We start from the raw sequence: 22,102 nt of genomic DNA on the forward strand, positions 1-22,102 counted from the left end.
TCACAGGCGGAGGACAGGGTGGGGACCACACAGGCCGCACAGGGGATCGGGGTCGTCACCGACACGCCCGAACCCAAGTACTGGCATCTGCGCACCGTCCTGGTGCGGGCGCTCGACTCGGAGTTCCGCGCCGGCGAGGTGCTGCCCAACGAGCGGGACCTGTCCGCGCGCTTCGGCGTGGCCAGGGCCACCCTGCGGCAGGCGCTGGACCAACTGGAGCTGGAAGGCCGACTGGTGCGCCGCCGCGGCATCGGCACCCTGGTTGCCGCACCCCGGATGGGCGTCCCGGTCGGCGAGACCGCGGGGCGGGACAGCTGGCGGATCATCGACGCCGGGTACGCCCCGGCCCCGGCCGCCGTCGCCACCACCCTCGGCATCCCCGCCGACGAGCCGGTGCACGCCGTCCGCAGGCTGCGGATGATGCACGGTCAGGCCATCGGCGCCGAGACGCTGTACGTGCCCGAGGCCGTGGCGCCGCACGTCCCCGCCATCTTCGCGAAGTCCAGCGCCGCCGACTCCAGCCGGGCCCGTTCGGTGCTGCGGCAGCTCCAGCGGCTGGAGCTGGACGGCGAGTCGCGCTCGGTCGAGCTGGGTGTCGCCGAGGAGCAGCAGGCCCGGCTGCTGGAGCGCCCGCCGGGCACCCCGGTACTGGTTCTGACGACCCGTTACCAGGCGCAGGGCGGGACCGTGGCGGTCGCCGTCTCCACCTACCGGGCCGATATGTGCCGGCTGACCTTCGGCGCCTCCGGCGTCGTCGACGTCGCCCCGGCCGCTCCGGCCGCCGGCGAGGTCCGCACCGCCTCCTGATCCACCGAGAACAGCTGCTCCTCCGCGTGTTCGAGGGCCAGCCGCAGGGCGCCGGTGGCGATCACGTCGTCACCGAGCGCCGACAGCCGGACCACCGGCGGGCGCAGGCACATCCGGGTCAGCTGCTCGCGCAGCGGGTCCAGCACCCCGTCGAGTCCGGCCGCCCAGCCGCCGATGACCACGATCTCCGGGTCGATGGCGAGCACCAGCGCGGCGACGTCGCGCACCAGCCGGGTCAGGAAGCGGTCGCGGACGTCCAGGGCGACCTGGTCGCCCTGCTCGGCCAGCCGCAGCACCCGGGCCACGGCCGCCTCGTCCAGCGGGTCGATCGGCTTGCTGGGCGCGGAGAGCAGTTGGGCCGGGTTGGACTCGCGGCCCAGCAGGTGCAGTGAGCCGATCTCGCCGGCCGCGCCGCCGAAGCCGCGGTGCAGCCGGCCGTTGATCAGCGATCCCGCGCCGGGGCTGAGCCCGGCCAGCACGAAGACCACGTCGCCCATGCCGGCGGCGGCGCCCTTCCAGTGCTCGCCGATGGCGGCGAGATTGGCGTCGTTCTCGACCAGCACCGGGCAGCGGAACGAGCGGCGCAGCCGCGCACCCAGTTCCAGTCCGGTCCAGCCCGGCAGCGCCGTCCCCAGCCGCACCACGCCCTCGGCGTCCACCACTCCGGGTGTGCCCACGCCGACCGCCCACAGGGTGTCCCTGGAGACGTCGCAGCGGCGCAGCAGTTCGGCGACGGTGGCGCGGACCAGGCCGAGGCGCTCGGTGGCGCCGGTGGACTCGTCGATGGGCCGGGCGTAGGAGCCCATGATCCGGCCGGTGAGGTCGGCGAGCGCGACCCGGGCGCCGTGGGTGCCGATCTCGATCCCGAGCAGGTGCCCGGCCTCGGCGCGGAAGCGGAAGTGGCGGGCCGGGCGTCCGCGCTGGCGGATGCTGTCGCCGCGGCGGGAGTCCGGGTCCGGATGGACCTCGACGACCAGCGCCGATTCGATCAGGCCCTCGATCACGCCCTCGACGGTGGGGCGGGACAGGCCGGTGTCGCCGACCAGCTGGGTGAGGGTCAGCGCGTCGCCGCCGCGCAGGGCGTGCAGGGTCACGGCGGAGTTGATCCGCCGCAGCAGCGACGAGTCGCCGCCGGTGAGCTGTGCCAACTCTCCGCCTTCCCTGACCTGAGTACCCGGGGACAGCCGGATCGTATCCGGGCGGTGCGCGCGCCCGCGAGCGTTTGTGCAGCTCATGAACGGCTTCGGTATCAAACGGCAACACTGCGCAAAGATTCGGCCAGTCTGCCGAAGGCATGCTGGATCTCGGACGGCGTGAGATGGGCGTAGCCGAGGACGAAGCGGGTGGGGGCCACGTCTGCTGCGGGGGCCGCGGCGGTCGCGGCGCAGTAGTCGCCGAGCGGCCGCAGCCGGACCCCGGCGGCGGCGCAGACGGCCTCGGGGACCGGGAAGGGGAAAACGGCGATCAGGTGCAGCCCGGCCGCGATACCGCTGACCCTGACCCCGGGGACGGCGGCGGTCAGCAGCGGGTACTGGGGCAGGCTGCCCGGGTCCTCCAGGGCGATCGCCCGATGGCCCCGGGCCCGCAGCACCCGTACGAGCAGGGTCAGCGTCTGGGCGACACCCGAGCAGACCACCACTCCCTCGGGAGCCACGACGACACCGCGGCGGCGGGCCAGCAACTCGGCCAGGGCGGCCCGCAGTTCCGGCAGGCCCTGCGGGTGCGGGTAGTCCAGCGCCGCGTCCGGCAGCGCGGCGAGGGCGCTGCGGTGGGCGGCGGACCAGGCGGCCCGGGGGAACAGGGCCAGGTCGGGCAGGTCAGGGCGGAAGTCGGTGACCTGCGCGGGCGCCGGCCGCGGGGCGGCCGCGGCGGGCGACGGCGGGGTGGGGCTGAGCGCGGCGACCCAGGTGCCCGAGCCCTGACGGCTGGTCAGCTAGCCTTCGGCGGTGAGCTGCGCGTACATCTCGCTGACCAGACCGCGGGACACCCGGAGGTCCCGGGCCGGGTCGCGGGTGGACGGCAGCCTGGTGCCGGGCGCCGGGTGGTCAGGCATGCTGCTTGGCGAAGTCCAGCGCAGCCTGCGCGACGTCCGGCCAACCGCTGTCGAAGACCAGGGAGTGGCCGCGGCCGGGGATCTCCCGGCGTTCGGTGGTCACGGGGTTGCGCTTCTGCCTGCGATAGGACGCCTCGGCGATGGCCCGCGGGGCGATGTGGTCCTTCTCCCCGGTGATCAGGAGCATGGGCCCGCGGCGGGGGTTGGCGGTGTCGACCTTCGCCTCGGTGGCGGGGTTGATGTTCGCCGTGGCAGCCGTGAACAGCGGGATGCCCGAACCCGCGACCGGATAGGTCTCGTACAGGTACCTGGCCTCGCTCTCGCTGACGGCGTTGGCGAAGGCGTAGCGGAACTGCTCGTAGGTGAGGGTGACGGACCGCCGGTAGTTGGCGGGGTTGCCGATGACCGGCAGGGCGGACTTCAACGCAGAGAACGGCAGCGGCAGCACTCCCCGGAACGGTGCGGCGTCGATCGGCACCGACGCGGCGGCAAGTCCGCGGCCGGCGAGTTGCTGGGTGATCAGGCCGCCGAAGGAGTGGCCGATGACCACGGGTCGCTGGTCGAGTTGCGCGATGGCCTCGGCCATGTGGTCGGTGACCTGCTTCACCCGTTTGCCGGCGAAGACCTCGGGGTGCGCGCGAGCCTCGGCGACCGTCTCCGGATCGTCGGGCCATGCCGGGGCGAGGGTGCTGTAGCCGTTCTCCTCAAAGAGTGCGCGCCAGGGCTGCCAGCTGGACGCCAGCATCCACAGCCCGTGCACGAAGACGACCGGCTTCAGACCGGATGTGTTCGCCTTGTCGATCTCCTGCTGTTCGCGAGCGCTGAGACTCACGTCTGCACCACCGTTCGGAGTATTCGGAGTAGGGGCGCGGCACCCTTCCCACCGGCCCGTTCCCGTGCCCGTCGCACGGTGTGCGGATCGCCCTTGTTGTCCTTGATTCTCCCGCCCGGCCGCCTCGGAAGTCGATATTCGGACGAACACGGTGCTTCCCTCCTGATTGTTGCTGGGAACAATCAGGCTGTGCCACGCTCCTGGAATCTCAAGCTTTTCCCTCCCTGAAACCGGCTAGCATTGGCCTGTGCAACAGTCACCGCAGGAGGACGACCTCGGCGCCCAGGTCGAACGGCTGGGTGCGCGGATGCTGGACCGGGCCGAGCGGATCGCTGACGCGATGGTGGCCCGAATCCAGGCGGCCGTGCCCGTCTACGCCACCGATGCCGTGATCAGCAGCGAGGAGCTGCGTCGGACCTGTCTTGACAACGTCACCTATGTCTTCGGCCCACTTGGTCGTGCCCCAGCGCTCTCGTCGCCCGAGTCGCGTGAGAACGGGCGGAGGCGGGCGATGGCAGGCGTGCCGTTGTCGGCGGTGATGGAGGCCTACCGGGTAGCCGCCCGCTTCCTGTGGGACTGTCTGTCGGAGGAGGCCGCCCGCGGCGGTGTTCCGGCGGAGGTCACTGTCCGGGCAGCGTCCGAGATGTGGCTGGTGCTCGACACCTACACCCAGCACATGGCTGAGGGGTATCGCGAGGAACTCACCGCGCAGGCTCTCGGCCGCGAGCAGCAACGCTCGGCCCTGGTACGGGCGTTGCTGGAGGGCCGGCCTGCGGGCGCCGACGGCTGGGATGCTGCCGCAGTCCTGGGAATCCCGGCGCAGGGCCCCTATGTCGCCGTCGCAGCCCAGGTCCCCGAGGCCGGACTGCATGCGGTCCACGGCGCAGAGGAGGCTCTCCGGGCCGTTGGCACGCCCTCGGCATGGCACCTGCTGCACGACATCGAGGTGGGAATCGTCCGGCTAGCCGGGTCCGCCCGGAATCTTGAACGCCTCGCCGGCATCATCGGCTCCAGCACCGTCGGCCACGTCGGGATCAGTCCGTCGTACGACGACCTGATGAACACCGCCCCTGCCCTGCGCTTGGCCAGGATCGCGCTCCTCGGTGCCTTCGAGGGCCGCCGGGTCACCGTCTTCGACCGTGACCCCTTGGCCGTCGCCGCCGCGAGCGCCCCGGAGATCATGCGACGCGTCGCTCGTGGCGTCCTGGCGGGGCTGGACCGGCTGCCCCCGGTCCAGCGCACCCTGCTCCTGGAGACCTTCGGGGTCTGGCTCGACCGCGGAGGTTCGGCCGACCTGGCCGCTGAAACCCTGTTCTGCCACCCCAACACGGTGCGCCATCGCCTGCGTCGCCTGGAGGAACACACCGGACGTTCCCTCAGCGAACCCCGCGCGATCGCCGAGCTCAGCCTCGCCTTCGAAATCGACCGCCGCATCAGCGTCAGCTGACCCTGCGCTGGCGCGGTCAGAGCAGGGCGAACTGGCCGTCGGGGCCTTCCTCGTGGTGCAGCAGAACAGAGGCGGGGCGGCGGGAGTGCTCGGGGCTCGGGAGGACTCCGGCTGCTGACAGGTCGTCGGTGGTGATTCCGCCGTCGGCTGCACGGGTGGTGAGGTCGGCCAGGGACGGGCGCAGTTCGGCGAGCTGGGTCAGGACGGTGACCAGGTCGACCAGGTCGGCGGTGTACTGCTGGGGCCAGCCGGTCAGGCCCAGGGCCTCCAGGGTTCCCGGCTGGGCCTCCGGGTCGGCGCAGCGTTCGGTGAACCAGCGGGACAGGACCGGTTCGCCGGCGGCGTGGAACTCCCAGGCGCTGCGGGCGACGGGGGAGAGGCGGCCGGTGCCGATCAGCAGCGAGTCGTCCTCGGCGTCATGGTCCAGGGCGTCGGGAAGGCCAGTGACCCGCTCCCGGACGAAGGGACGGCGTCCGCCGGGCATCCGGAGCGGGCCGAGTTCGGTGGCGAAGCGCTCGCCGTAGGTGTGCAGCCACAGCACGCGACGGCCCAGGGCCAGGCCTTCCGCCCATAGCGCGGGGTCGGTGGGGAGCGGCACCGGGACGTCCTCGCCGGTGCGGGCAGCCGACTGAGCGGTCACGGCGGCGATCCAGGCCAGGAGATCCTCGGGCCGGACCCCTGTGCCCAGCCTGCGCCGCAGGAAGGCCGTCAGACCGGGTGTCAGATTGGGATCGAGGCCCCCGGGGCGGCGGTAGAGCGGATGGATTCGGCCGAGACCCTTGGGGCGGGCCCCGTCGGGCAGCTCGGTCGAGAAGGCCAGCGACGGCGCTTCGCCGGCGTCGTACGGCTGGACGGTGGCGAAGAGCTGCCGTCCGTCTGCCACCCGCCACAGCTCCGGTCTGGGCTGGTCCAGTAGTCTCTGGTCGGCGAGCAGCCACTGCCGGTCGAAGGCGCCGTGCCGGACCCGGACCGGCTCGGGCGCCGGCCCCGGCTCCTGGGACAGCCGCCTCGTGGAGGTCCGTTGCCCCGGCAGCTGCGGGACGGCGCTGTCGACGGTGCGCGACCTGCTGGCCCGGAACAGCTCGGCCCGCAGCGGCGGTTCGGCCTCGGCCAGCCGTCGCCAGCGCGCGGCCAGGATGTCGGGGTGCGCGGACCTGACCCACCCCCGCCCCGCCCGCAGCCCCGGCACGGACCACGGCATCAGCTCGCTGAGCAGCGGCGCTCCGGCCACCTTGCACCTCCCGGCGGCCATCGTACCGAGCCGGTCCGACACGGGCGTGACGTCGGCAGAGGGAACCCTCGGACCGGGGAACCGGGTACGGGGGTGCTGCGTCAGATGGCCATGACTGCAACTGCGAACCGTATGGCGCTCCTTGCGGCCGGCGTGGCAGTGATTGCGGGGTGTGCCGCGCAGCTTGGCCCCGCTTCATCTTCCGACTCCGCCTCGACCACCATTTCGATCACGGCGTCGCCGGCCCGGTCCTCGGGCGCCTCGCCGCAGCAGGTTGCTCGGGCGGATGTGTCTGCGGCGCTCCGGGCCTTCGTCGCGCCGCCCGGGGCGCGTCGGCTGGCCGGCGCGCCCGCCGGATCCGCCGGTCTTTTCTCGCCGCTGCCCTCCGGTGGCAATGATGTGGTCACGACCGGGTGGTGGACCTACCCGGGGACGCAGGACCAGGCCGTTGCCTGGTTCATGTCCCGTGTCCCTGCGGGCGCCGCCCTCACGGGCACGGGCTCGTTCGGTTCGGCGCCGTTCCTCTCCTTCGGCCGCTCGGCCACCGCGCTGCTGCAGTTGCGTGAGCTGGGGATCCAGGTGGCAGCACACGACGGAAGCACCTTGCTGCGGGTCGACAGCCACGACACCTGGCGGCCGGCACATCCGGCGGCGGCTGTGATCCCGTCCGGAGTGACGCGGATCGTGCTCACCGCCACTCCGGGTCCCAACCCGGGCAGCCATGCGGCCGCTGTGCGGCTTCTCGCGACCGTGACCGACCCTGGGCAGGTGGCGAAGGTGGTCGCACTGGTCAACGCCCTGCCCACGCCGGGGGTCGGGGTGTACAACTGCCCGGCGGATATCGGCAGCGAGCTCACTGTCGATTTCTACCGGGGGAGCGGGGGCGTGAACGACACGTCGCCGGTAGCCGTGGTGGTCGATCGTATGACCGGTTGCGGAAGTACTGAGCTGAGTGTGCGGGGTGGGCCGCAGCACGTCGCGCTGGCGGATTCCGGTCCACAGATCTTGGACGTGTTGAAGGTGAGCTTCCCACGTCAGGTGGGCTGAGTCGGCGGGGAAACGACTCGCAGGCGTTCGGGTGGATGTGCGAGCCTCTGCTCATGGCCGATCTGATCATTCGTTCATCCACCCCCGCTGACGTCGCCGCGCTGCTGGAGTTCTGGAAGTCCGCCGCCGAGGGCACGAGCATCAGTGACGACGAGGACGGTGTGGGGCGTCTGATCGCCCGGGACGCCGAGGCGGTGATCATCGCCGAGCGGGACGGCCGGATGGTCGGGACGGTGATCGCGGGCTGGGACGGCTGGCGGTGTCACCTCTACCGGCTCGCGGTCGACCCCGGCGCGCGCCGTCAGGGGATCGGCGCCGCGCTGCTGGAGGCGGCGGAGCAGCGCTTCACCGCGCTCGGCGGCCGTCGCGGTGACGCGATGGTGCTGGAGCGCAACGAGCTCGGGCAGCGGGCCTGGCGCGCCGCCGGGTACGCGCCCGAGCCGCAGTGGCGGCGGTGGGTCAAGAAGTTCTGACCGGTCCGGGACGTTCCGGTCACTCGTGGGCGATGGCGGCCAGGACGTTCAGCCTGGAGGCGCGCAGGGCCGGCCCGAGGGCGGCCAGCAGGCCGACCAGGGCGGCGCCGAGGACGACGGCGATCACGGTGGTCCAGGGTATGGAGAGGACCTGCATGCCCTTGAGGGAGAGCAGGTGCTGGGCCGCCAGCCCCCAGACCAGGCCCAGGCCGAGGCCGAGGACGGCGCCGAAGAGGGCGATCACCACGGATTCCAGCCGCACCATGCGCCGCAACTGCCGACGGGAGAGCCCGATGGCACGCAGCAGGCCGATCTCCCTGGTCCGCTCCACCACGGACAGGGCCAGGGTGTTGACGACGCCGAGCACGGCGATGATGATCGCCAGCGCCAGCAGGCCGTAGACCAGGTTGAGCAGGATGTCGATCTGCTGCCGGATCAGTTTCTTGTAGTCGGACTGGTCCCGGACCTTGACCTGTGGGTCCTTGGCGATCGCCGTGCTGATCGCGGCTTTGACCTGCGCCTTGTTCGCGCCACTGGCGACATCGACGAACACGCCGTCGTCCTGCACGCCCGGGGCGTACTGCTGCAGCGTCGCGGTGCCGGTGACCGGGTTCTTGCCGATGCCGCTGAGGCTGTTGTCGACGGTGTTGATCGCCGCGACGGTGAGCGGGACCTGGGTGCCGTTGGGGAACAGCACCGTCAGCCGGCTGCCCAGGCCCAGGTGGTGGTTGTCCGCGTAGGTGGAGGCGACCATCACCGCTCCCGGCGCGGTGGCCGCCGCCACGGTTCCGGAGCGCAGCGTCAGGTTCACTACGCGGTCGAGTCCGCTGGTGGTGCCGAGCATGGACACCTTGGTCCGGCTGCCGTCGGCGGCGATCTCCGTCACCGGGACGGCCTGGGTGCGCACCAGCAGGCCCACCCCCGGTACGGCCTGGACGGACTGGGCCACCTCGGCGGGGAAGGGCTGGCCCTGCCCGTTCTGGACGATGAAGTCCGCGCCGATGGTCTTGTCGACCTGGCTGTCGAACGAGGCCCCCATCGATGAGCCCACCACCGACAGCGCGGCCACCAGCGCCAGACCGATCATCAGGGCCGAGGCGGTGGCGCTGGTCCGGCGCGGATTGCGCAGCGCGTTGCGCTGGCTGAGCGCGCCGATGGAGCCGAAGGCCCGCGGGAACCAGCCGCCGAGCACCCTGATCACCGGCCCGGCCAGCAGCGGCCCGGTCATGATCAGGCCGATCAGGCTGAGCAGGATGCCCAGACCGAGGTAGGCCGCCGCTGTCCCGGCCGCGTGCAGGGTGCCGGCGGCGGCCAGTGAGGCCGCGCCGAGCAACAGCACCGTGCCGCCGAGCAGGGCCCGCCGCCGCAGCGGGGCGCCGCGGCCCGGAGTGTCGGCCTCGCGCAGTGCCGCCATCGGCGACACCGAGGCGGCGCGCCGGGCCGGCAGGTAGGCGGAGACCGCGGTGACGATCACGCCCACCGCGTAGGAGGCCACCGGCGTGGGCCAGCGGAAGGCGATCTCACTGCCCTTCAGCTCCATCCCGACCCCGCCGATCAGTTTGATCAGCAGCTGCGCCAGCCCCACTCCGACCAGCAGCCCCAGGGTGGAGCCGACCACCCCGAGCAGCACCGCCTCGACCATCACCGAGCGGTTCACCTGCCGTCGGCTGGCCCCCAGTGCCCGCATCAGGCCGAGCTCCCGGGTGCGCTGGGCGACCAGCATCGAGAAGGTGTTGAGGATCAGCGAGATGCCGACCAGCACCGCGATCCCGGCGAAGCCCAGCAGCGCGTCCTTGATCACGGCCAGGAAGGTGCCCAGCTGCTGGTTGGAGTCCTTGGCGGTCTCGGCGGCGGTCTTGACGTCGTATCCTGCGCCGACCACCGGCAGGATCCGCTGCTTGAGGACGTCGTCGGAGACGCCCTGGGCGGCGGTGACGTCGACCGAGGTGACCAGTCCGGTGCGGCCGAGCAGGCGGTGCTCGGCGGTCGCGGTGTCCAGGAAGACCAGGGTGGCGCCGGGGTTGGTGGTGTTGAAGGTCGCGATGCCGGTGATCCGGATCGGGAAGCTGCCGGGGCCGGCGATCACCCGCAGCTGCTCGCCGATGGTCAGATGGTGTTTGCGGGCCGTGTCGGCGTCGATGACCGCCTGGCCGTCGCCGGCCGGGGCGCTGCCCGAGGTCAGGTCCACCACCGAGCGCGAGGTCGGCACCCAGTTGACGCCGATGGTCGGCGCTCCGCCGACCGAGCCGATGTCGTGGTTGGCCGCGTCCACCAGCACGATTCCGGACACCCCGACCCCGGGCCGGGCGGCGGCCACCCCCGGGACCGCGGCGACCTTGGCGACCAGCGCGTCCGACTCGGTGGCCACCGCGCCGGAGAGGTCCTGCCGGCCGGTGCCCACCTCGGTGTGCGAGCTGACTCTGACATCGGGGGCGGTGCTGCGGAACAGCCGGTCGAAGGTGCCGCTGATGGTGTCGGTGAACATCAGCGTCCCGGCCACGAAGGCCACCGAGAGCAGGACGGCCAGCAGCGAGAGGGCCAGTCGGCCCTTGTGGGCCAGGAAGCTGCGCAGGGTCGCTTTCAGCATGGTGCGTTCACCGTCCTCTCGTCAGTGGTTCTCGGGGGTTCCGGACGGGCCCGACGTCCCGGAGGCCCGGTCGTCGAGGCGTCCCATCCGCTCCAGCACGGCGTCCGCCGTCGGTGCGGTGAGCTCTTCGACGATCCGGCCGTCGGCCAGGAACAGCACGGTGTCGGCGTGCGAGGCGGCGACCGGGTCGTGGGTGACCATCACCACCGTCTGCCCCAGTTCGTCGACACTGCCGCGCAGGAAGCCGAGCACCTCGCCGCCGCTGCGCGAGTCGAGGTTGCCGGTCGGCTCGTCGGCGAAGATGATCTGCGGCCGGGAGGCCAGCGCGCGGGCCACCGCGACGCGCTGCTGCTGGCCGCCGGACAGTTCGGACGGGCGGTGCCGGAGCCGGTCGCCGATGCCCAGGGTCTCGATGACGCGCTTGAGCCAGTCGGGGTCGGTGCGGCGCCCGGCGATGTCGCCGGGCAGGGTGATGTTCTCCTCGGCGGTCAGGGTGGGCAGCAGGTTGAACGCCTGGAAGACGAAGCCGACGCTGTCCCGCCGCAGCCGGGTCAGCTGCTTCTCGCTGAGAGCGGTGATCTCGGTGTCGCCGATCCAGATCCGGCCGGAGGTGACCGTGTCCAGGCCGGCCAGGCAGTGCATCAGTGTGGACTTGCCGGAACCCGAGGGGCCCATGATCGCGGTGAAGCGGCCGCGTCCGATCGCCACGTCCACCGTGTCCAGCGCCACCACCCGGGTGTCGCCCTCGCCGTAGGCCTTGGTCAGGCGCTCGGCCCGGGCGGCCGGCAGCGCAGCCGTCGGCCCGGGCTCGGGCCCGTGCGGCCCGGGCGGTACGGGTTCGGAGATTGCAGGCATGACCCACCCCCAGTCGGTCCGCCGCCTGGTGTGCGGCGCCTGGGAGGAGCCTATGCGGGGCCACTGACAGTCGCATCCTCCTGCAGGACGCCCGAGACATGCGGGTGTCCCTTACACGCAGTTACGCGCAGTCAGGTGGGCTTTCCCCACGGGCCTCTTGACAGTGCCCTGGCAAAGGGCCACGATCCTCTCCAATGGTTAGGAAACTTTCCTAACCAGAATCGGCCCAGGAACTGAAAGGTCGTCATGGCGAAGACCCTCACACGCTCCGTCGCCCTCGCCGCCACCGCAGCCATCGCCCCCGCACTGGCCCTGCTCGCAGGCGCCCTCCCGGCCCATGCCTCGGGTTCCTTCCCCACCCACTACTCCGCGCCCTATCTGGAGCTGTCCAGCAGCAGCGCCGGGGACATGGCCGCGGACCTGAAGGCGAGCGGCGACAAGTACTACTCGCTGGCCTTCCTGATCCCCAAGTCCGGCTGCACACCCATGTGGGAGAACGGCAACAGCTCGCTCGGCGCGTTCACCTCCCAGGTCAACTCGCTGAAGTCGGCCGGCGGCAATGTGATCGTCTCCTTCGGCGGCGCGGCAGGCGGCGAGATAGCGCAGACCTGCACCTCCGTCAGCAGCCTCACCGCCGCGTACGCCAACGTCGTGAAGACCTACGGGATCACCCGGCTGGACTTCGACATCGAGGGCGACTACCTGAACAACACCGCGGCCAACTCCCGCCGCGACCAGGCCCTGGCCGCGCTGCAGAAGTCCAACCCCTCGGTGCAGGTGGACTACACCCTCCCGGTCGCCCCCAACGGCCTGGAGTCCAACGCCCTCACCCTGCTCAAGGACGCCAGGAGCAAGGGCGTCAACGTCAACCTGGTCAACATCATGACCATGGACTTCGGCGACGGCGAGAACGCGCTCAACGATGCCGAGTCGGCGGCGAACGCCACCGAGAAGCAGCTCGCCTCGCTCTACGGCACCAGCTCCTCCGCGACCTGGAACAAGATCGGTCTGACCCCGATCGCCGGGAAGAACGACGACAACGAGAACTTCACCCAGGCCAACGCGAGCACGCTGGAGACCTTCGCGGCCGCCAAGGGCGTTCAGGAGCTGGCGTTCTGGGAGGTCGACAGCTACGACAAGGCCGTGAAGTACGCCTACTCCAAGGTGTTCAACAAGATCACCGGCTGATTCCGGGAAGGGCCGTCTCCAGGCCGTCCCACACCCCGCCGAGAGCGGGCGCGAGACAGGAGCGGGCCGTGCTCCGGAGGGAGACACGGTCCGCTCCGTCGTATGACGGTCCGTCACCCGTCAACCCGGCCGGGAGGGCCCCCAGCAGCGGGGCCCCGGCCACGACCGGCAGATCGGCCAGATTGCAGCGGGCGGCCAGGTCGGGTTCGGCCGGCCAGGCGCCGATCACCAGGCCCAGCAGCGCAACGCCGCGCGACCGCAGCGCCTCGGCGGTCAGCGCCGTGGTGTTGAGCGTGCCCAGGCCCGCCGTGGTCACCAACAGCACGGTGCAGGCATGGCCGAGCGCGTCCAGCGCGCGCGGCACCTCGGCCAGCGTCGAGCCCTGCTCGTCATAGCGGACCAGCAGCCCGCCCGCTCCCTCGACCAGGACCAGGTCGTGGTCCAGGGCCAGCCGGGCCGCCTCCTTGGCGATCTGCTCCGGCGACACCGGTGGCAGACCGCTGCGTGCGGCGGCCGTGGCCGGGGCCAGCGGCTCCGGGTAGCGGGCGAGTTCACTGGTCGTCAGTTCGCCCGCCAGACGCAGGACTTCGTCCACGTCGCCGGGCTCCTCCGAGGTCACCCCGGTCTGCGCGGGCTTGAGCACCGCGACGCGCCGTCCCGCGCCGAGCGCCAGCGCGGCGACCGCCGCCGTCACCACGGTCTTGCCGATCTCGGTCCCGGTGCCGGTCACCAGCATGATGGTCATCGCAGCTCAGCCCTTCCCTGCGGCGGCGGCGACCCCCGCGCAGATGGCGGCCAGATCGTCGTCCCCGGTCACATACGGCGGCATGGTGTAGACGAGGTCGCGGAACGGACGCAGCCAGACGCCCTCCCGGGCCGCGGCGCGGGTGGCCGCGGCCACGTCCACCTCGTGGTCGAGCTGGACCACCCCGATGGCGCCCAGCACCCGGACCTCGCTGACGCCGGGCAGCCCGGCGGCGGGGGCGAGGCCGGCGCGCAGACCGGCCTCGATCCGCCTCACGTTCGTGGCCCAGTCCTGGCTCAGCAGCAGCTCGATCGAGGCGTTCGCCACCGCGCAGGCCAGCGGGTTGCCCATGAACGTCGGCCCGTGCGCGAGCACCGGGACCTCGCCGCCGCTGATGCCCGCGGCCACCTCGCCGGTGCAGAGGGCCGCCGCCAGCGTCAGATAGCCGCCGGTCAGCGCCTTTCCCACGCACATCACATCGGGAGAGACCCCGGCATGGTCGGCGGCGAACAGCGCACCGGTGCGGCCGAAGCCGGTCGCGATCTCGTCGAACACCAGCAGCACGCCGTGCCGGTCGCAGAGCCGCCGCAGCTCCCGCAGCAGCGCGGGGGAGTGGAACCGCATCCCGCCCGCGCCCTGCACCACCGGTTCGACGATCACGGCCGCGGTCTCGTCGGCATGGCGGCCGATCAACTCGTCCAGGTGGGCCGCGTAGCCGGGGTCCAGCGGGGCGTCGAAGCCGTCCGGGGGCGCGTCGGCGAAGATCTGACGGGGCAGCACACCGCTCCACAGCTGGTGCATCCCGCCCTCCGGGTCGCACACCGACATGGGGTGGAAGGTGTCGCCGTGGTAGCCGCCGCGCCAGGTCAGCAGTCGCTGCTTGGCCGGGCGGCCGACCGAGCGCCAGTACTGCAGGCACATCTTCGCCGCGACCTCGACCGCGACCGAGCCCGAGTCGGCCAGGAAGACATGGCGCAGCGGCTCCGGGGTGATCTCCACCAGCCGGGCCGCCAGCCGCACCGCCGGCTCATGGGTGAGGCCGCCGAACATCACATGGCTCATCCGGCCCAGCTGGTCGCGGACCGCCTCGTCCAGCGCCGGGTGGCGGTAGCCGTGGATCGCCGACCACCACGAGGACATGCCGTCGACCAGCTCGTCCCGGCCCTCGACCGGCTGCGCCATCCGCAGCCGCACGCCCTGCGCGGACTCGACCGCGAACGGGGGGACGGCGGCCGGCATCGCGCCGTAGGGGTGCCAGACGTGCGCGCGGTCCAGCGCGAGCAGCTGCTCGGTGTCGCCGGGGTTGAACGGCGTCACGGGGTGAGCAGTCACGCGTTCGGGGGCAGGTCGGTGCCCGCGCCCCGGCGGCGGACCGAGACCAGGTCCCGGCGGCGGTCGGAAAGCTGCTCGGGCAGGGCTCCGTCTGCGGCAGGGGCCGCGTCGTCCTCGGTCGGTTCGGCGGCGGCCGACTCGCGGTCGCGGGCCAGGGTCTTCTCGTCCGAGCCCTCCACCACGAAGCCCGCGTCCGCGATCATGTCCAGGTCGGCCTGGCCGGCCTGGCCCTCGCTGGTCAGGTAGTCGCCCAGGAAGATGGAGTTCACCAGGTGCAGCGCCAGCGGCTGCAGGCTGCGCAGATGCACCTCGCGGCCGCCCGCGAGCCGGACCTCGATGTCCGGGCAGACGAAGCGGACCATGGCCAGGATGCGCAGGCAGCGCTGCGGAGTGAGGTTCCACTCCTTCGCCAGCGGGGTGCCCTCGAACGGGATCAGGAAGTTCACCGGCACCGAGTCGGGGTTCAGCGCCCGCAGCGCGAACACCACGTCCACCAGGTCGGCGTCGCTCTCGCCCATGCCCGCGATCAGCCCCGAGCAGGCGGACAGCCCGGCGGCCTGCGCCTGCTGCACCGTGTCCACCCGGTCGGCGAAGGTGTGGGTGGAGCAGATGTCGGTGTAGGTGTCCTCGGAGGTGTTGAGGTTGTGGTTGTAGGCGTGCACCCCGGCGTCGCGCAGCCGTTCGGCCTGGCCCTCGGAGAGCAGCCCGAGGCAGGCGCAGATCTCGACCTCTTCGTTCTCGGCCTTGATCGCCGAGACGGTGTCGGCGACCCGCTCCACGTCCCGGTCGGTCGGACCGCGGCCGCTGGCGACCAGGCAGACCCGCTTGGCGCCGCCGGCCAGCCCCGCCTTCGCGGCCGCGGCCGCCTGGTCCGGCTTCAGCCAGGTGTACTTCAGGATCTCGGCCTTGGACCCGAGCCGCTGCGAGCAGTAGCCGCAGTCCTCGGGGCACAGTCCGCTCTTCAGGTTGACCAGGTAGTTGAGCTTCACCCGGCGGCCGAACCACTGGCGGCGCACCCGGCCGGCTGCGGCCACCACGTCCAGCAGGTCCTCGTCCGGGGTGGCGAGCACGGCCAGCGCCTCCTCCCGGGTCGGGAGTTCGCGGCGCAGGCCCTTGGCGACGAGGGTTTCGAGCAGATCCATGGTGGTGATCCTGCCTGGCGGGAGGGGACCGCCGCCACTGCGGAACCCGCCAGAAGATCGCCGTGAGGATTGGTCCCGAGGTGACAGAACCACACAGTTGCACCGTTGGAGCAGCGAAAACACCTGTCGCCCGCACCCCCTGATCACCGCCGAGGGGGACCCCATACACTCTTCCGCATGACCACGACGGGGGAGCAGCCGGGGGCACGCCAGAACACGCCCCAGGCCCGGTCGTCGACCCATCGGCGCCGACGCCGCAGCTCTCGGCAGTGGGTGCTGGTCGGCGTCCTCGTGGTGGCCGCGGCGGGGGCCACCTGGGCCGAGGTGCAGTACCTGGGCCCCTCGCGCCTGGACCAGCAGGCGGCGGCCGACGGGATCTCCCAGGACTCCGCGGGACAGCAGGGCGGGACGGCCGCTTCGGGCAGCGAGGCCGACGCCAACCTGGTCGACTTCCTCCTGCCGAAGAAGATCAGCTACCCGGTCACCTCGACCAGCCCGCAGGGCTACCAGGCAACCCGGTACGCCGTGCTCGACCAGCCCAAGGGGCCCTGCGGCCCGGCCTTCGCCGCATCCGCTCCGGCGGCCGCGACGGCGCACTGCACCGGGTTCCTGACGGCCGATTACGTGCGGGACGGCAAGCCGGCGGTGTACTCCTCGGTGACGGTCCTCTACTACCCGGACCGCACGGCGGCGACCCGCGCCGCGCATGCCCTCTCCGCCGGGCAGACCGCCCAGGCCGCGCTCCTGTTCCGGCAGCCGGGCCAGGGGCTCGCGGCGACCGTCGCACAGCCCAGTACGTCCCCGGCGGTGTCGAAGTCGGCCACCGCCTCGCCGTCGGCGCACCCCTCCGCCTCTAGTTCGTCCGCGCCCGCCACGTCCCAGGACCCGGCGAACGGCGCCACCCTGGTCCACGTCGCCGCCGTCGGCCAGGCCGTGACGGTCGTCCAGAGCGCTTACCAGGACAGCAGCCCGCTGACAGCGGATCTGCAGACGCCCACCTGGTACCTCTCCTACACCCTGGCCGAGGCGCTGGCCTGGGAGCCGGGCGCCTCCGCCTCGCCCACGCCCTGAGCATCTCGCCCTGAGCATCTCGCCCTGAGGACCTCGCCCTGAAGACCTCGCTTCGAGGCCCGCGCGTAGGATCGGCGCCGTGGACAGCGAACCCGAACCCGATAGCGATGTCGCGGCGTACCGCGCGACCGGCGACCTTCCGGCTCCGCAGGCAGTGATGCCCGGACAGGCCGTGGCCGACTGCGTTCGGTGCGGTGAGCCGAGCGAGCACCCTGCCGACGCCCCGGGCACCCCGCTCTGCCCGCTCTGCGAGTGGCAGCAGGCCCAGCGGGGGGCGTGCTCCGGATGACGGTCGAGTCCACAGACTCCACAGGGTCTGTAGAGTCCAGCGGGTCCGCACAGCCCGCGGGGCCGTCCACCCGCCCGGAAGCCCCGCGCCCCGCGCCCTTCGACTGGCTGGACGAGGCCGCCGCCAGGCGCCGAAGCGCCGGACTGGTCCGCACGCTGCGCCCGCGCGCCGCCGACGAGCCGCTGCTCGACCTGGCGAGCAACGACTACCTCGGCCTGGTGCGCCACCCCCGGGTCACCCGGGCCGCCGCCGACGCCGCGCTGCGCTGGGGCGGCGGCGCCACCGGTTCGCGTCTGGTCACCGGCAGCACGGCGCTGCACGCCGAGTTGGAGGCGGAGCTCGCGGCCTTCTGCGGCGCCGAGGCAGCCCTGGTGTTCTCCTCCGGCTACACCGCCAACCTCGCCGCGGTCACCGCGCTCACCGACGCCGACACGGTCATCGTCTCCGACGCGCTCAACCACGCCTCGCTGATCGACGGCTGCCGGCTGTCCCGCGCCCGGGTCGCCCGCGCGGCGCACCGCTCCCCGGACGCCGTCCGGGCCGAGCTCGCGGCCAGGCCCGAGCCGCGTGCCCTGGTCGTCAGCGACTCGGTCTTCTCGGTGGACGGGGACGCCGCCCCGCTGGCCCGCCACGCCGCCGCCTGCCGGGACCACGGCGCGGCGCTGCTCGTGGACGACGCGCACGGCCTCGGGGTCCTCGGCCCGGGCGGAGCTGGCGCGCTCGCCGCCGCCGGGCTCGCCGGGGCGCCGGACGTGGTGACGACGGTCACCCTCTCCAAGTCGCTGGGTTCGCAGGGCGGTGCGGTGCTCGGTCCGCGCCGGGTGATCGAGCACCTGATCCAGTCGGCCCGGACCTTCATCTTCGACACCGGGCTGGCGCCGGCGGCGGTAGGCGCGGCGCTCGGCGCGCTGCGCCTGCTGCAGGAGCAGCCGGAGCGCGCCGAGCGGGCCCGCGCGGTGGGCCGCGAGCTGTCCGCCCGGCTGACGGCGGCCGGGCTGGACGCCTCGGTCCCCGACGCCGCCGTGGTGTCGGTGCGGGTGACGGCCCCGGAGAAGGCGCTGGCCTGGGCCGCCGCCTGCCGGGAGCAGGGTGTGCTGGTCGGCTGCTTCCGACCGCCGTCCGTCCCGGACCGCTGGTCCCGGCTGCGGCTGACGGCCCGAGCCGACCTGACCCCGGAGCAGATCGCGCACGCGGTGGAGGTGCTGGTCAGGGCCGAACCGTCACAGTGAGGACGGCGGTGTGGTCCTCGACGCCGGCCCCGGTGTCCTGACGGTCTGTCCGGAACTGGACGAACAGCCGCCAGTCGCCGGCCTCGGGGAAGGTGCCGCGGAAGGCGAGCCCCTGGCCGGGCAGAGGCGTGAACGGGACCAGGGCGAGATCGCCGGGATGAACGGCCGTCAGCTGCGCGGGCGCCCCGTCCAGCGGCTGCGGTCGGCCGCTGCCGACCGGCGCGTCCACGGCCAGCCGGAGGACGATCGGCCGGCCGGCGGTCGGGGTGCCGCTGAGGTGGAGGGTGAACCCGTCGACCGAGGCGGTGTCCGACGGAGGGTCGAGCGGGCTGGTCTCCCAGGCGCCCGGCACCTGGAGCTCCCGGCCCAGCAACAGGTGGGCGGACCGGCCCGGGGGCAGCCTGCTGGTGCTCGGTGTGAAGGCCAGGTAGACGCGCCAGCGACCGGGGTCCACCTCGCCCAGCGGCGCGCTCCAGACCCCTTCGCCGAGGTCGGCCGGGAGGACCCGGCGGAACCCGGTCAGATCCGAGCGGACCGCGTAGGCGCGGGCCGTGTCCGTACCGCCGCGGAAGGTGGTGACGGCGCTCCCATCGGGGGCCAGGACCCGGAAGAGGTAGTTGAGGGAACGGACGGCGCCGGTGGGCTGCTCGGTCACCGAATCGAGCCAGTAGCCCCCGGAGGTCACGGCCAGGCCGGCCGCGGTGACGGTCGGTCCGGCAAGGGCGGCCGGTCCGGCGGCGGCCGGGTCGGGCGACTCGGCGGCCGGGACGGCCAGGGGTGCCGGCGCGGCCGACCGGCCGGGGAGCGAGTGGCTGGTGGTCGGCTGCGCGGCGCAGGCCGCCAGCAGCAGTCCCGTTGCGGGGACGAGGCGGGCGATGGGGGACCATCGATGATCGGACATACCCTGCCTAACGCCGCCCATCGCGCCACGGCACGCCGCCGCCGTGCACCGCCCCTGGACGAGTGGCAGGTCAGCGGGGTGGGATAGACCCATGACCGACACCATTCGCTGGGGCATCCTGGCCACCGGCGGTATCGCCGCCGACTTCGCCCACGACCTGAAGCTGCTCCCCGACGCCGAGATCGTGGCGGTCGGCTCGCGTACCGAGGCCTCCGCCAGGGCCTTCGCCGACCGCTTCGACATCCCGCGTGCGTACGGGAGTTGGGCCGAGCTGGCGGCGGACGACGAGGTGGACATCATCTATGTCGCCACCCCGCACCAGGCCCACTACGAGGCGGCCGCGCTCTGTCTGGAGGCCGGGCGCGCGGTGCTGTGCGAGAAGCCGTTCACCCTCAACGCCGCGGACTCCCGGGCGCTGGTGGAGCTCGCCCGCAAGCGCGGGGTGTTCCTGATGGAGGGGATGTGGATGCGCTGCAACCCCACCGTCAGGAAGATGCTCGACCTGATCGCGGACGGCGCCATCGGCGAGGTCGGCAGCGTGCACGCCGACTTCGCCTTCCCCGGCCCGACCGACCCGCAGCACCGGCTGCGCAATCCGGAGCTGGGCGGCGGAGCCCTGCTGGACCTGGGCGTCTACGTGGTCTCCTTCGCGCATCTGGTGCTGGGCCGGCCGGACACCGTGATGGCCCATGCCTCGCTCTCCCCGGAGGGCGTGGACCTGAACACCGGGCTGGTCCTCGGCTATGACTCCGGCGCGATCGCGACGCTGAGCTGCGGGATCGTCGCCAGCAGCCCCGGCCGCGCCTTTGTCGGCGGATCGCTCGGACGGATCGAGGTGCCGCCGCTGTTCCTGCGGCCGGACTCCTTCACCCTCTACCGCAACAGCGAGGGCGACGAAGCGCAGCCGGAGGAGTTCGGCCTGCCGCGCACCGGCATCGGCTTCGCCCACGAGGCGGAGGAGGCGATGCGCTGCCTGCGCGCGGGGCTGACCGAGAGCCCCCTGGTGACCTGGCAGGACACCATTGAGGTGATGGAGATCCTGGACACCGCCCGCGAGCGGATCGGCGTCCGCTACCCGGGCGAGTAGTGGCCTGCTGCCGGCCCTCCCCGGGCGGCGGCTCCGGAGCAGCCGCCCGGGGAGGTGCGGGTCAGCGGATGCGGCCGTACCAGACGGCGCTGGTCCAGATCTTCTCCAGCTTCACGTACGAGCCGGTGTACGGGGCGTGCCAGACCTTCCCGCCGCCGGCGTAGATGCCGACGTGGTAGACGTAGCTGCCGGAGTGGAAGAAGACCAGGTCGCCGGGGCGCAGGCCGGCCTTGGAGATGTGCTGGACGCTGTTGTACTGGGCCTGCGCGGTGCGCGGCAGGGACTTGCCCGCGTGTTTGAACGCGTAGTACGTCAGGCCGGAGCAGTCGAACCGGTTGGGACCCGCGGCGCCGTAGCGATAGGGGTCGCCGTGCTTGGACGCGGCGATGCTCAGGGCTCTGGCCTCGATGGTCGCGGCGTCGGCGGGGCTGCTCGCCAGCAGGGTGCTGCCGGCGAAGGCGGCGAGGGTGAGGGCGGTGGTGACCCCGGCCCGCCGGCGCCGGCTGTTCAGCCTGTTGAGCCGGGTCGGGGCTGCTTCGGCGGGTGCGGCGTGTCCGGCCTGGTCGGCCCGCTCGGCCTGTTCTGGCGCATGGTTGAGCTCGGACGCAGTCATGCGTTTCCTTCCGGAACCGCCTACGAAAGGTCTCCCTGTCGGGTTCGGGCTCCGAAAGCTGCCCGGCCGCCGCGTGAGGTCACGCGCCGGCTTCACCCCAAGGGACGGTCGAGCCGTCCCGCCTTGATCGGGTCTCCCGCTCTCGCCTGTCAGGTGTGTGCGCACCTGGCGTCCGACCGGTGGCGAGACTCGGCGTCCGGCCGGACCGCCTCGCCACGGTGGCGAGGACTTCTCCGTTCGGCCGACAGTATTGGCACGTTTTTATGGGGTCTTCACGATCCAACGGCTATTTGTGACTCTTGTCACTTAGTGTTTCCAGTGCGTCAACAACATGAACGATCAGCGCTCCGACGATCATTTAGTGGGATTGTTCAGATGGGTTGACAAAAATCACAAAGCTCGCAGATTTATCGTCTGACCTGCAGTGATGTTGACCGGAATGTTGAATTCCGGGGTGATGATGCGCCATTCTGTGTGTCTGGTTCTCGTTCGTTCGGGCGAGGGAAATAAATGACGGAGCCTCGCATTCCGGCCGACTGGGTTCCGTTTATGCGAATGGTCTGGCGTGCGCACGACATTGCTGTGCGGACAGCAGAAGAGGGCGTCGGTGTGACGCGCCCCCTCACCGGAAACCCTTTCGTTCCGCTAACGTGTCGGCACACGATCCAGGCCCCGGGCGCGGATCGGCCGTGGCGGCGGCGGGCAGTGCGGCCCGTGTGCGACGCCGTTCGCGGTCGGTACCCCCGCCGCGCACCGGGAGGGTCGCCGGCTCATTCGCGGCACAAGGACGTGCCCGCGTCCCAACTCCCCAGGCAGCATGCATGGGACGCCCCGCAAGAGGTGCACGCCGATGAGACTCTCCCCGCACGAGCAGGAACGCCTGCTCATCCATGTGGCCGCAGATGTGGCCCGGGCCCGGCGCGAACGCGGGCTGCGGCTCAACCACCCCGAGACCGTCGCCATCCTCACCGTGCACATCCTGGAGGGCGCGCGGGACGGCCGTACCGTCGCCGAACTGATGGAGTCGGGGCGCAAGGTGCTCACCCGCGCGGACGTCATGGAGGGCATCCCGGAGATGATCCACGACGTCCAGGTCGAGGCGACCTTCCCGGACGGGACCAAGCTGGTGACCGTGCACGAGCCGATCGCATGAGCGCCGAAGGCGGGACCTCG

21 protein-coding genes are annotated in these 22,102 nt (G+C 72.3%); 10 read left to right on the top strand and 11 right to left on the bottom strand.

The window, feature by feature from the left end:
• Nucleotides 1-18: 18 nt before the first annotated feature.
• Entirely contained in the window at nt 19-807 is a 789-nt protein-coding gene (locus tag ABH941_RS34070; RefSeq protein WP_370133545.1) for a GntR family transcriptional regulator, read from the top strand.
• Here ABH941_RS34070 and ABH941_RS34075 read toward each other — a convergent pair.
• The 3 genes from ABH941_RS34075 to ABH941_RS34085 all read right to left on the bottom strand — a co-directional run bounded on the left by ABH941_RS34075 (nt 708) and on the right by ABH941_RS34085 (nt 3,692).
• Nucleotides 708-1,955, bottom strand: a complete 1,248-nt coding sequence (locus ABH941_RS34075; RefSeq protein ID WP_370133546.1) for an ROK family protein — start codon at nt 1,953-1,955, stop codon at nt 708-710. The two genes, ABH941_RS34070 and ABH941_RS34075, sit on opposite strands and share 100 nt — an antisense overlap.
• A gap of 101 nt (nt 1,956-2,056) precedes the next feature.
• Nucleotides 2,057-2,740, bottom strand: a complete 684-nt coding sequence (locus tag ABH941_RS34080) for an aminotransferase class I/II-fold pyridoxal phosphate-dependent enzyme (protein WP_370133693.1) — start codon at nt 2,738-2,740, stop codon at nt 2,057-2,059.
• A 112-nt stretch (nt 2,741-2,852) separates the two neighbouring features.
• The gene (locus ABH941_RS34085; protein ID WP_370133548.1) at nt 2,853-3,692 is read right to left on the bottom strand and encodes an alpha/beta hydrolase; all 840 of its coding nucleotides are present in this window, start codon (nt 3,690-3,692) and stop codon (nt 2,853-2,855) included.
• A gap of 247 nt (nt 3,693-3,939) precedes the next feature.
• Between ABH941_RS34085 and ABH941_RS34090 the strand changes: the two genes are divergently transcribed.
• Nucleotides 3,940-5,139 carry a PucR family transcriptional regulator gene (locus ABH941_RS34090; RefSeq protein ID WP_370133550.1) on the top strand — a complete coding sequence of 400 codons (1,200 nt, stop codon included), beginning with the start codon at nt 3,940-3,942 and terminating at the stop codon, nt 5,137-5,139.
• Nucleotides 5,140-5,155: 16 nt separating this feature from the next.
• Here the strand turns inward: ABH941_RS34090 and ABH941_RS34095 are convergent, their stop codons facing one another.
• Nucleotides 5,156-6,370: a type ISP restriction/modification enzyme gene (locus ABH941_RS34095; RefSeq protein WP_370133553.1), complete on the bottom strand. Its 1,215-nt coding sequence runs from the start codon at nt 6,368-6,370 to the stop codon at nt 5,156-5,158.
• A gap of 105 nt (nt 6,371-6,475) precedes the next feature.
• Here ABH941_RS34095 and ABH941_RS34100 point away from each other — a divergent pair, with 105 nt between their 5' ends.
• Both ABH941_RS34100 and ABH941_RS34105 read left to right on the top strand, forming a co-directional pair.
• Nucleotides 6,476-7,417 carry a hypothetical protein gene (locus ABH941_RS34100; RefSeq protein WP_370133555.1) on the top strand — a complete coding sequence of 314 codons (942 nt, stop codon included), beginning with the start codon at nt 6,476-6,478 and terminating at the stop codon, nt 7,415-7,417.
• Nucleotides 7,418-7,470: 53 nt separating this feature from the next.
• A complete protein-coding gene (locus tag ABH941_RS34105) occupies nt 7,471-7,890 on the top strand; it encodes a GNAT family N-acetyltransferase (RefSeq protein ID WP_370133557.1) in 420 nt (139 codons plus the stop codon).
• A gap of 19 nt (nt 7,891-7,909) precedes the next feature.
• On the opposite strand, the gene ABH941_RS34110 is transcribed toward ABH941_RS34105, so the two are convergent.
• Nucleotides 7,910-10,477, bottom strand: a complete 2,568-nt coding sequence (locus ABH941_RS34110; protein WP_370133558.1) for an ABC transporter permease — start codon at nt 10,475-10,477, stop codon at nt 7,910-7,912.
• Between the two features lie 21 nt (nt 10,478-10,498).
• Complete coding sequence (locus ABH941_RS34115) at nt 10,499-11,332, bottom strand: ABC transporter ATP-binding protein (protein ID WP_370133560.1); 834 nt, start codon at nt 11,330-11,332, stop codon at nt 10,499-10,501.
• A 246-nt stretch (nt 11,333-11,578) separates the two neighbouring features.
• Here ABH941_RS34115 and ABH941_RS34120 point away from each other — a divergent pair, with 246 nt between their 5' ends.
• A complete protein-coding gene (locus tag ABH941_RS34120) occupies nt 11,579-12,520 on the top strand; it encodes a chitinase (RefSeq protein ID WP_370133563.1) in 942 nt (313 codons plus the stop codon).
• Here ABH941_RS34120 and bioD read toward each other — a convergent pair.
• From bioD to bioB, 3 genes are all read right to left on the bottom strand, one after another.
• Nucleotides 12,510-13,265, bottom strand: coding sequence for a dethiobiotin synthase (gene bioD, locus ABH941_RS34125; RefSeq protein WP_370133566.1), 756 nt, complete (start codon nt 13,263-13,265; stop codon nt 12,510-12,512). The two genes, ABH941_RS34120 and bioD, sit on opposite strands and share 11 nt — an antisense overlap.
• A gap of 6 nt (nt 13,266-13,271) precedes the next feature.
• Nucleotides 13,272-14,504: an adenosylmethionine--8-amino-7-oxononanoate transaminase gene (locus ABH941_RS34130; RefSeq protein ID WP_370133696.1), complete on the bottom strand. Its 1,233-nt coding sequence runs from the start codon at nt 14,502-14,504 to the stop codon at nt 13,272-13,274.
• Between the two features lie 89 nt (nt 14,505-14,593).
• A complete protein-coding gene (gene bioB, locus ABH941_RS34135) occupies nt 14,594-15,739 on the bottom strand; it encodes a biotin synthase BioB (protein ID WP_370133568.1) in 1,146 nt (381 codons plus the stop codon).
• A 177-nt stretch (nt 15,740-15,916) separates the two neighbouring features.
• Between bioB and ABH941_RS34140 the strand changes: the two genes are divergently transcribed.
• The 3 genes from ABH941_RS34140 (at nt 15,917) to ABH941_RS34150 (ending at nt 18,328) form a co-directional block, all read left to right on the top strand.
• On the top strand, nt 15,917-16,810 hold the full coding sequence (locus tag ABH941_RS34140; RefSeq protein ID WP_370133571.1) for a hypothetical protein: 894 nt from the start codon (nt 15,917-15,919) through the stop codon (nt 16,808-16,810).
• A 79-nt stretch (nt 16,811-16,889) separates the two neighbouring features.
• Nucleotides 16,890-17,099 (top strand): hypothetical protein, encoded by a 210-nt coding sequence (locus ABH941_RS34145; RefSeq protein ID WP_370133572.1) that lies wholly within the window; start codon nt 16,890-16,892, stop codon nt 17,097-17,099.
• Nucleotides 17,096-18,328 (top strand): 8-amino-7-oxononanoate synthase, encoded by a 1,233-nt coding sequence (locus tag ABH941_RS34150; RefSeq protein ID WP_370133575.1) that lies wholly within the window; start codon nt 17,096-17,098, stop codon nt 18,326-18,328. Before ABH941_RS34145 ends, ABH941_RS34150 begins: the two co-directional genes overlap by 4 nt.
• Here the strand turns inward: ABH941_RS34150 and ABH941_RS34155 are convergent.
• The gene (locus ABH941_RS34155; RefSeq protein WP_370133578.1) at nt 18,306-19,229 is read right to left on the bottom strand and encodes a hypothetical protein; all 924 of its coding nucleotides are present in this window, start codon (nt 19,227-19,229) and stop codon (nt 18,306-18,308) included. The genes ABH941_RS34150 and ABH941_RS34155 overlap by 23 nt on opposite strands.
• 91 nt (nt 19,230-19,320) lie before the next feature.
• On the opposite strand from ABH941_RS34155, the gene ABH941_RS34160 reads away from it, so the two are divergent.
• Nucleotides 19,321-20,316: a Gfo/Idh/MocA family protein gene (locus tag ABH941_RS34160; protein WP_370133581.1), complete on the top strand. Its 996-nt coding sequence runs from the start codon at nt 19,321-19,323 to the stop codon at nt 20,314-20,316.
• A gap of 61 nt (nt 20,317-20,377) precedes the next feature.
• Here ABH941_RS34160 and ABH941_RS34165 read toward each other — a convergent pair whose 3' ends face one another.
• The gene (locus ABH941_RS34165; RefSeq protein WP_370133584.1) at nt 20,378-20,929 is read right to left on the bottom strand and encodes a C40 family peptidase; all 552 of its coding nucleotides are present in this window, start codon (nt 20,927-20,929) and stop codon (nt 20,378-20,380) included.
• 850 nt (nt 20,930-21,779) lie between these two features.
• Between ABH941_RS34165 and ABH941_RS34170 the strand changes: the two genes are divergently transcribed.
• Nucleotides 21,780-22,082 carry an urease subunit gamma gene (locus ABH941_RS34170; protein WP_134009121.1) on the top strand — a complete coding sequence of 101 codons (303 nt, stop codon included), beginning with the start codon at nt 21,780-21,782 and terminating at the stop codon, nt 22,080-22,082.
• Nucleotides 22,083-22,102: the final 20 nt, after the last annotated feature.

This window comes from Streptacidiphilus sp. EB103A, from assembly GCF_041261405.1.
Taxonomy (GTDB): Bacteria; Actinomycetota; Actinomycetes; order Streptomycetales; family Streptomycetaceae; genus Streptacidiphilus.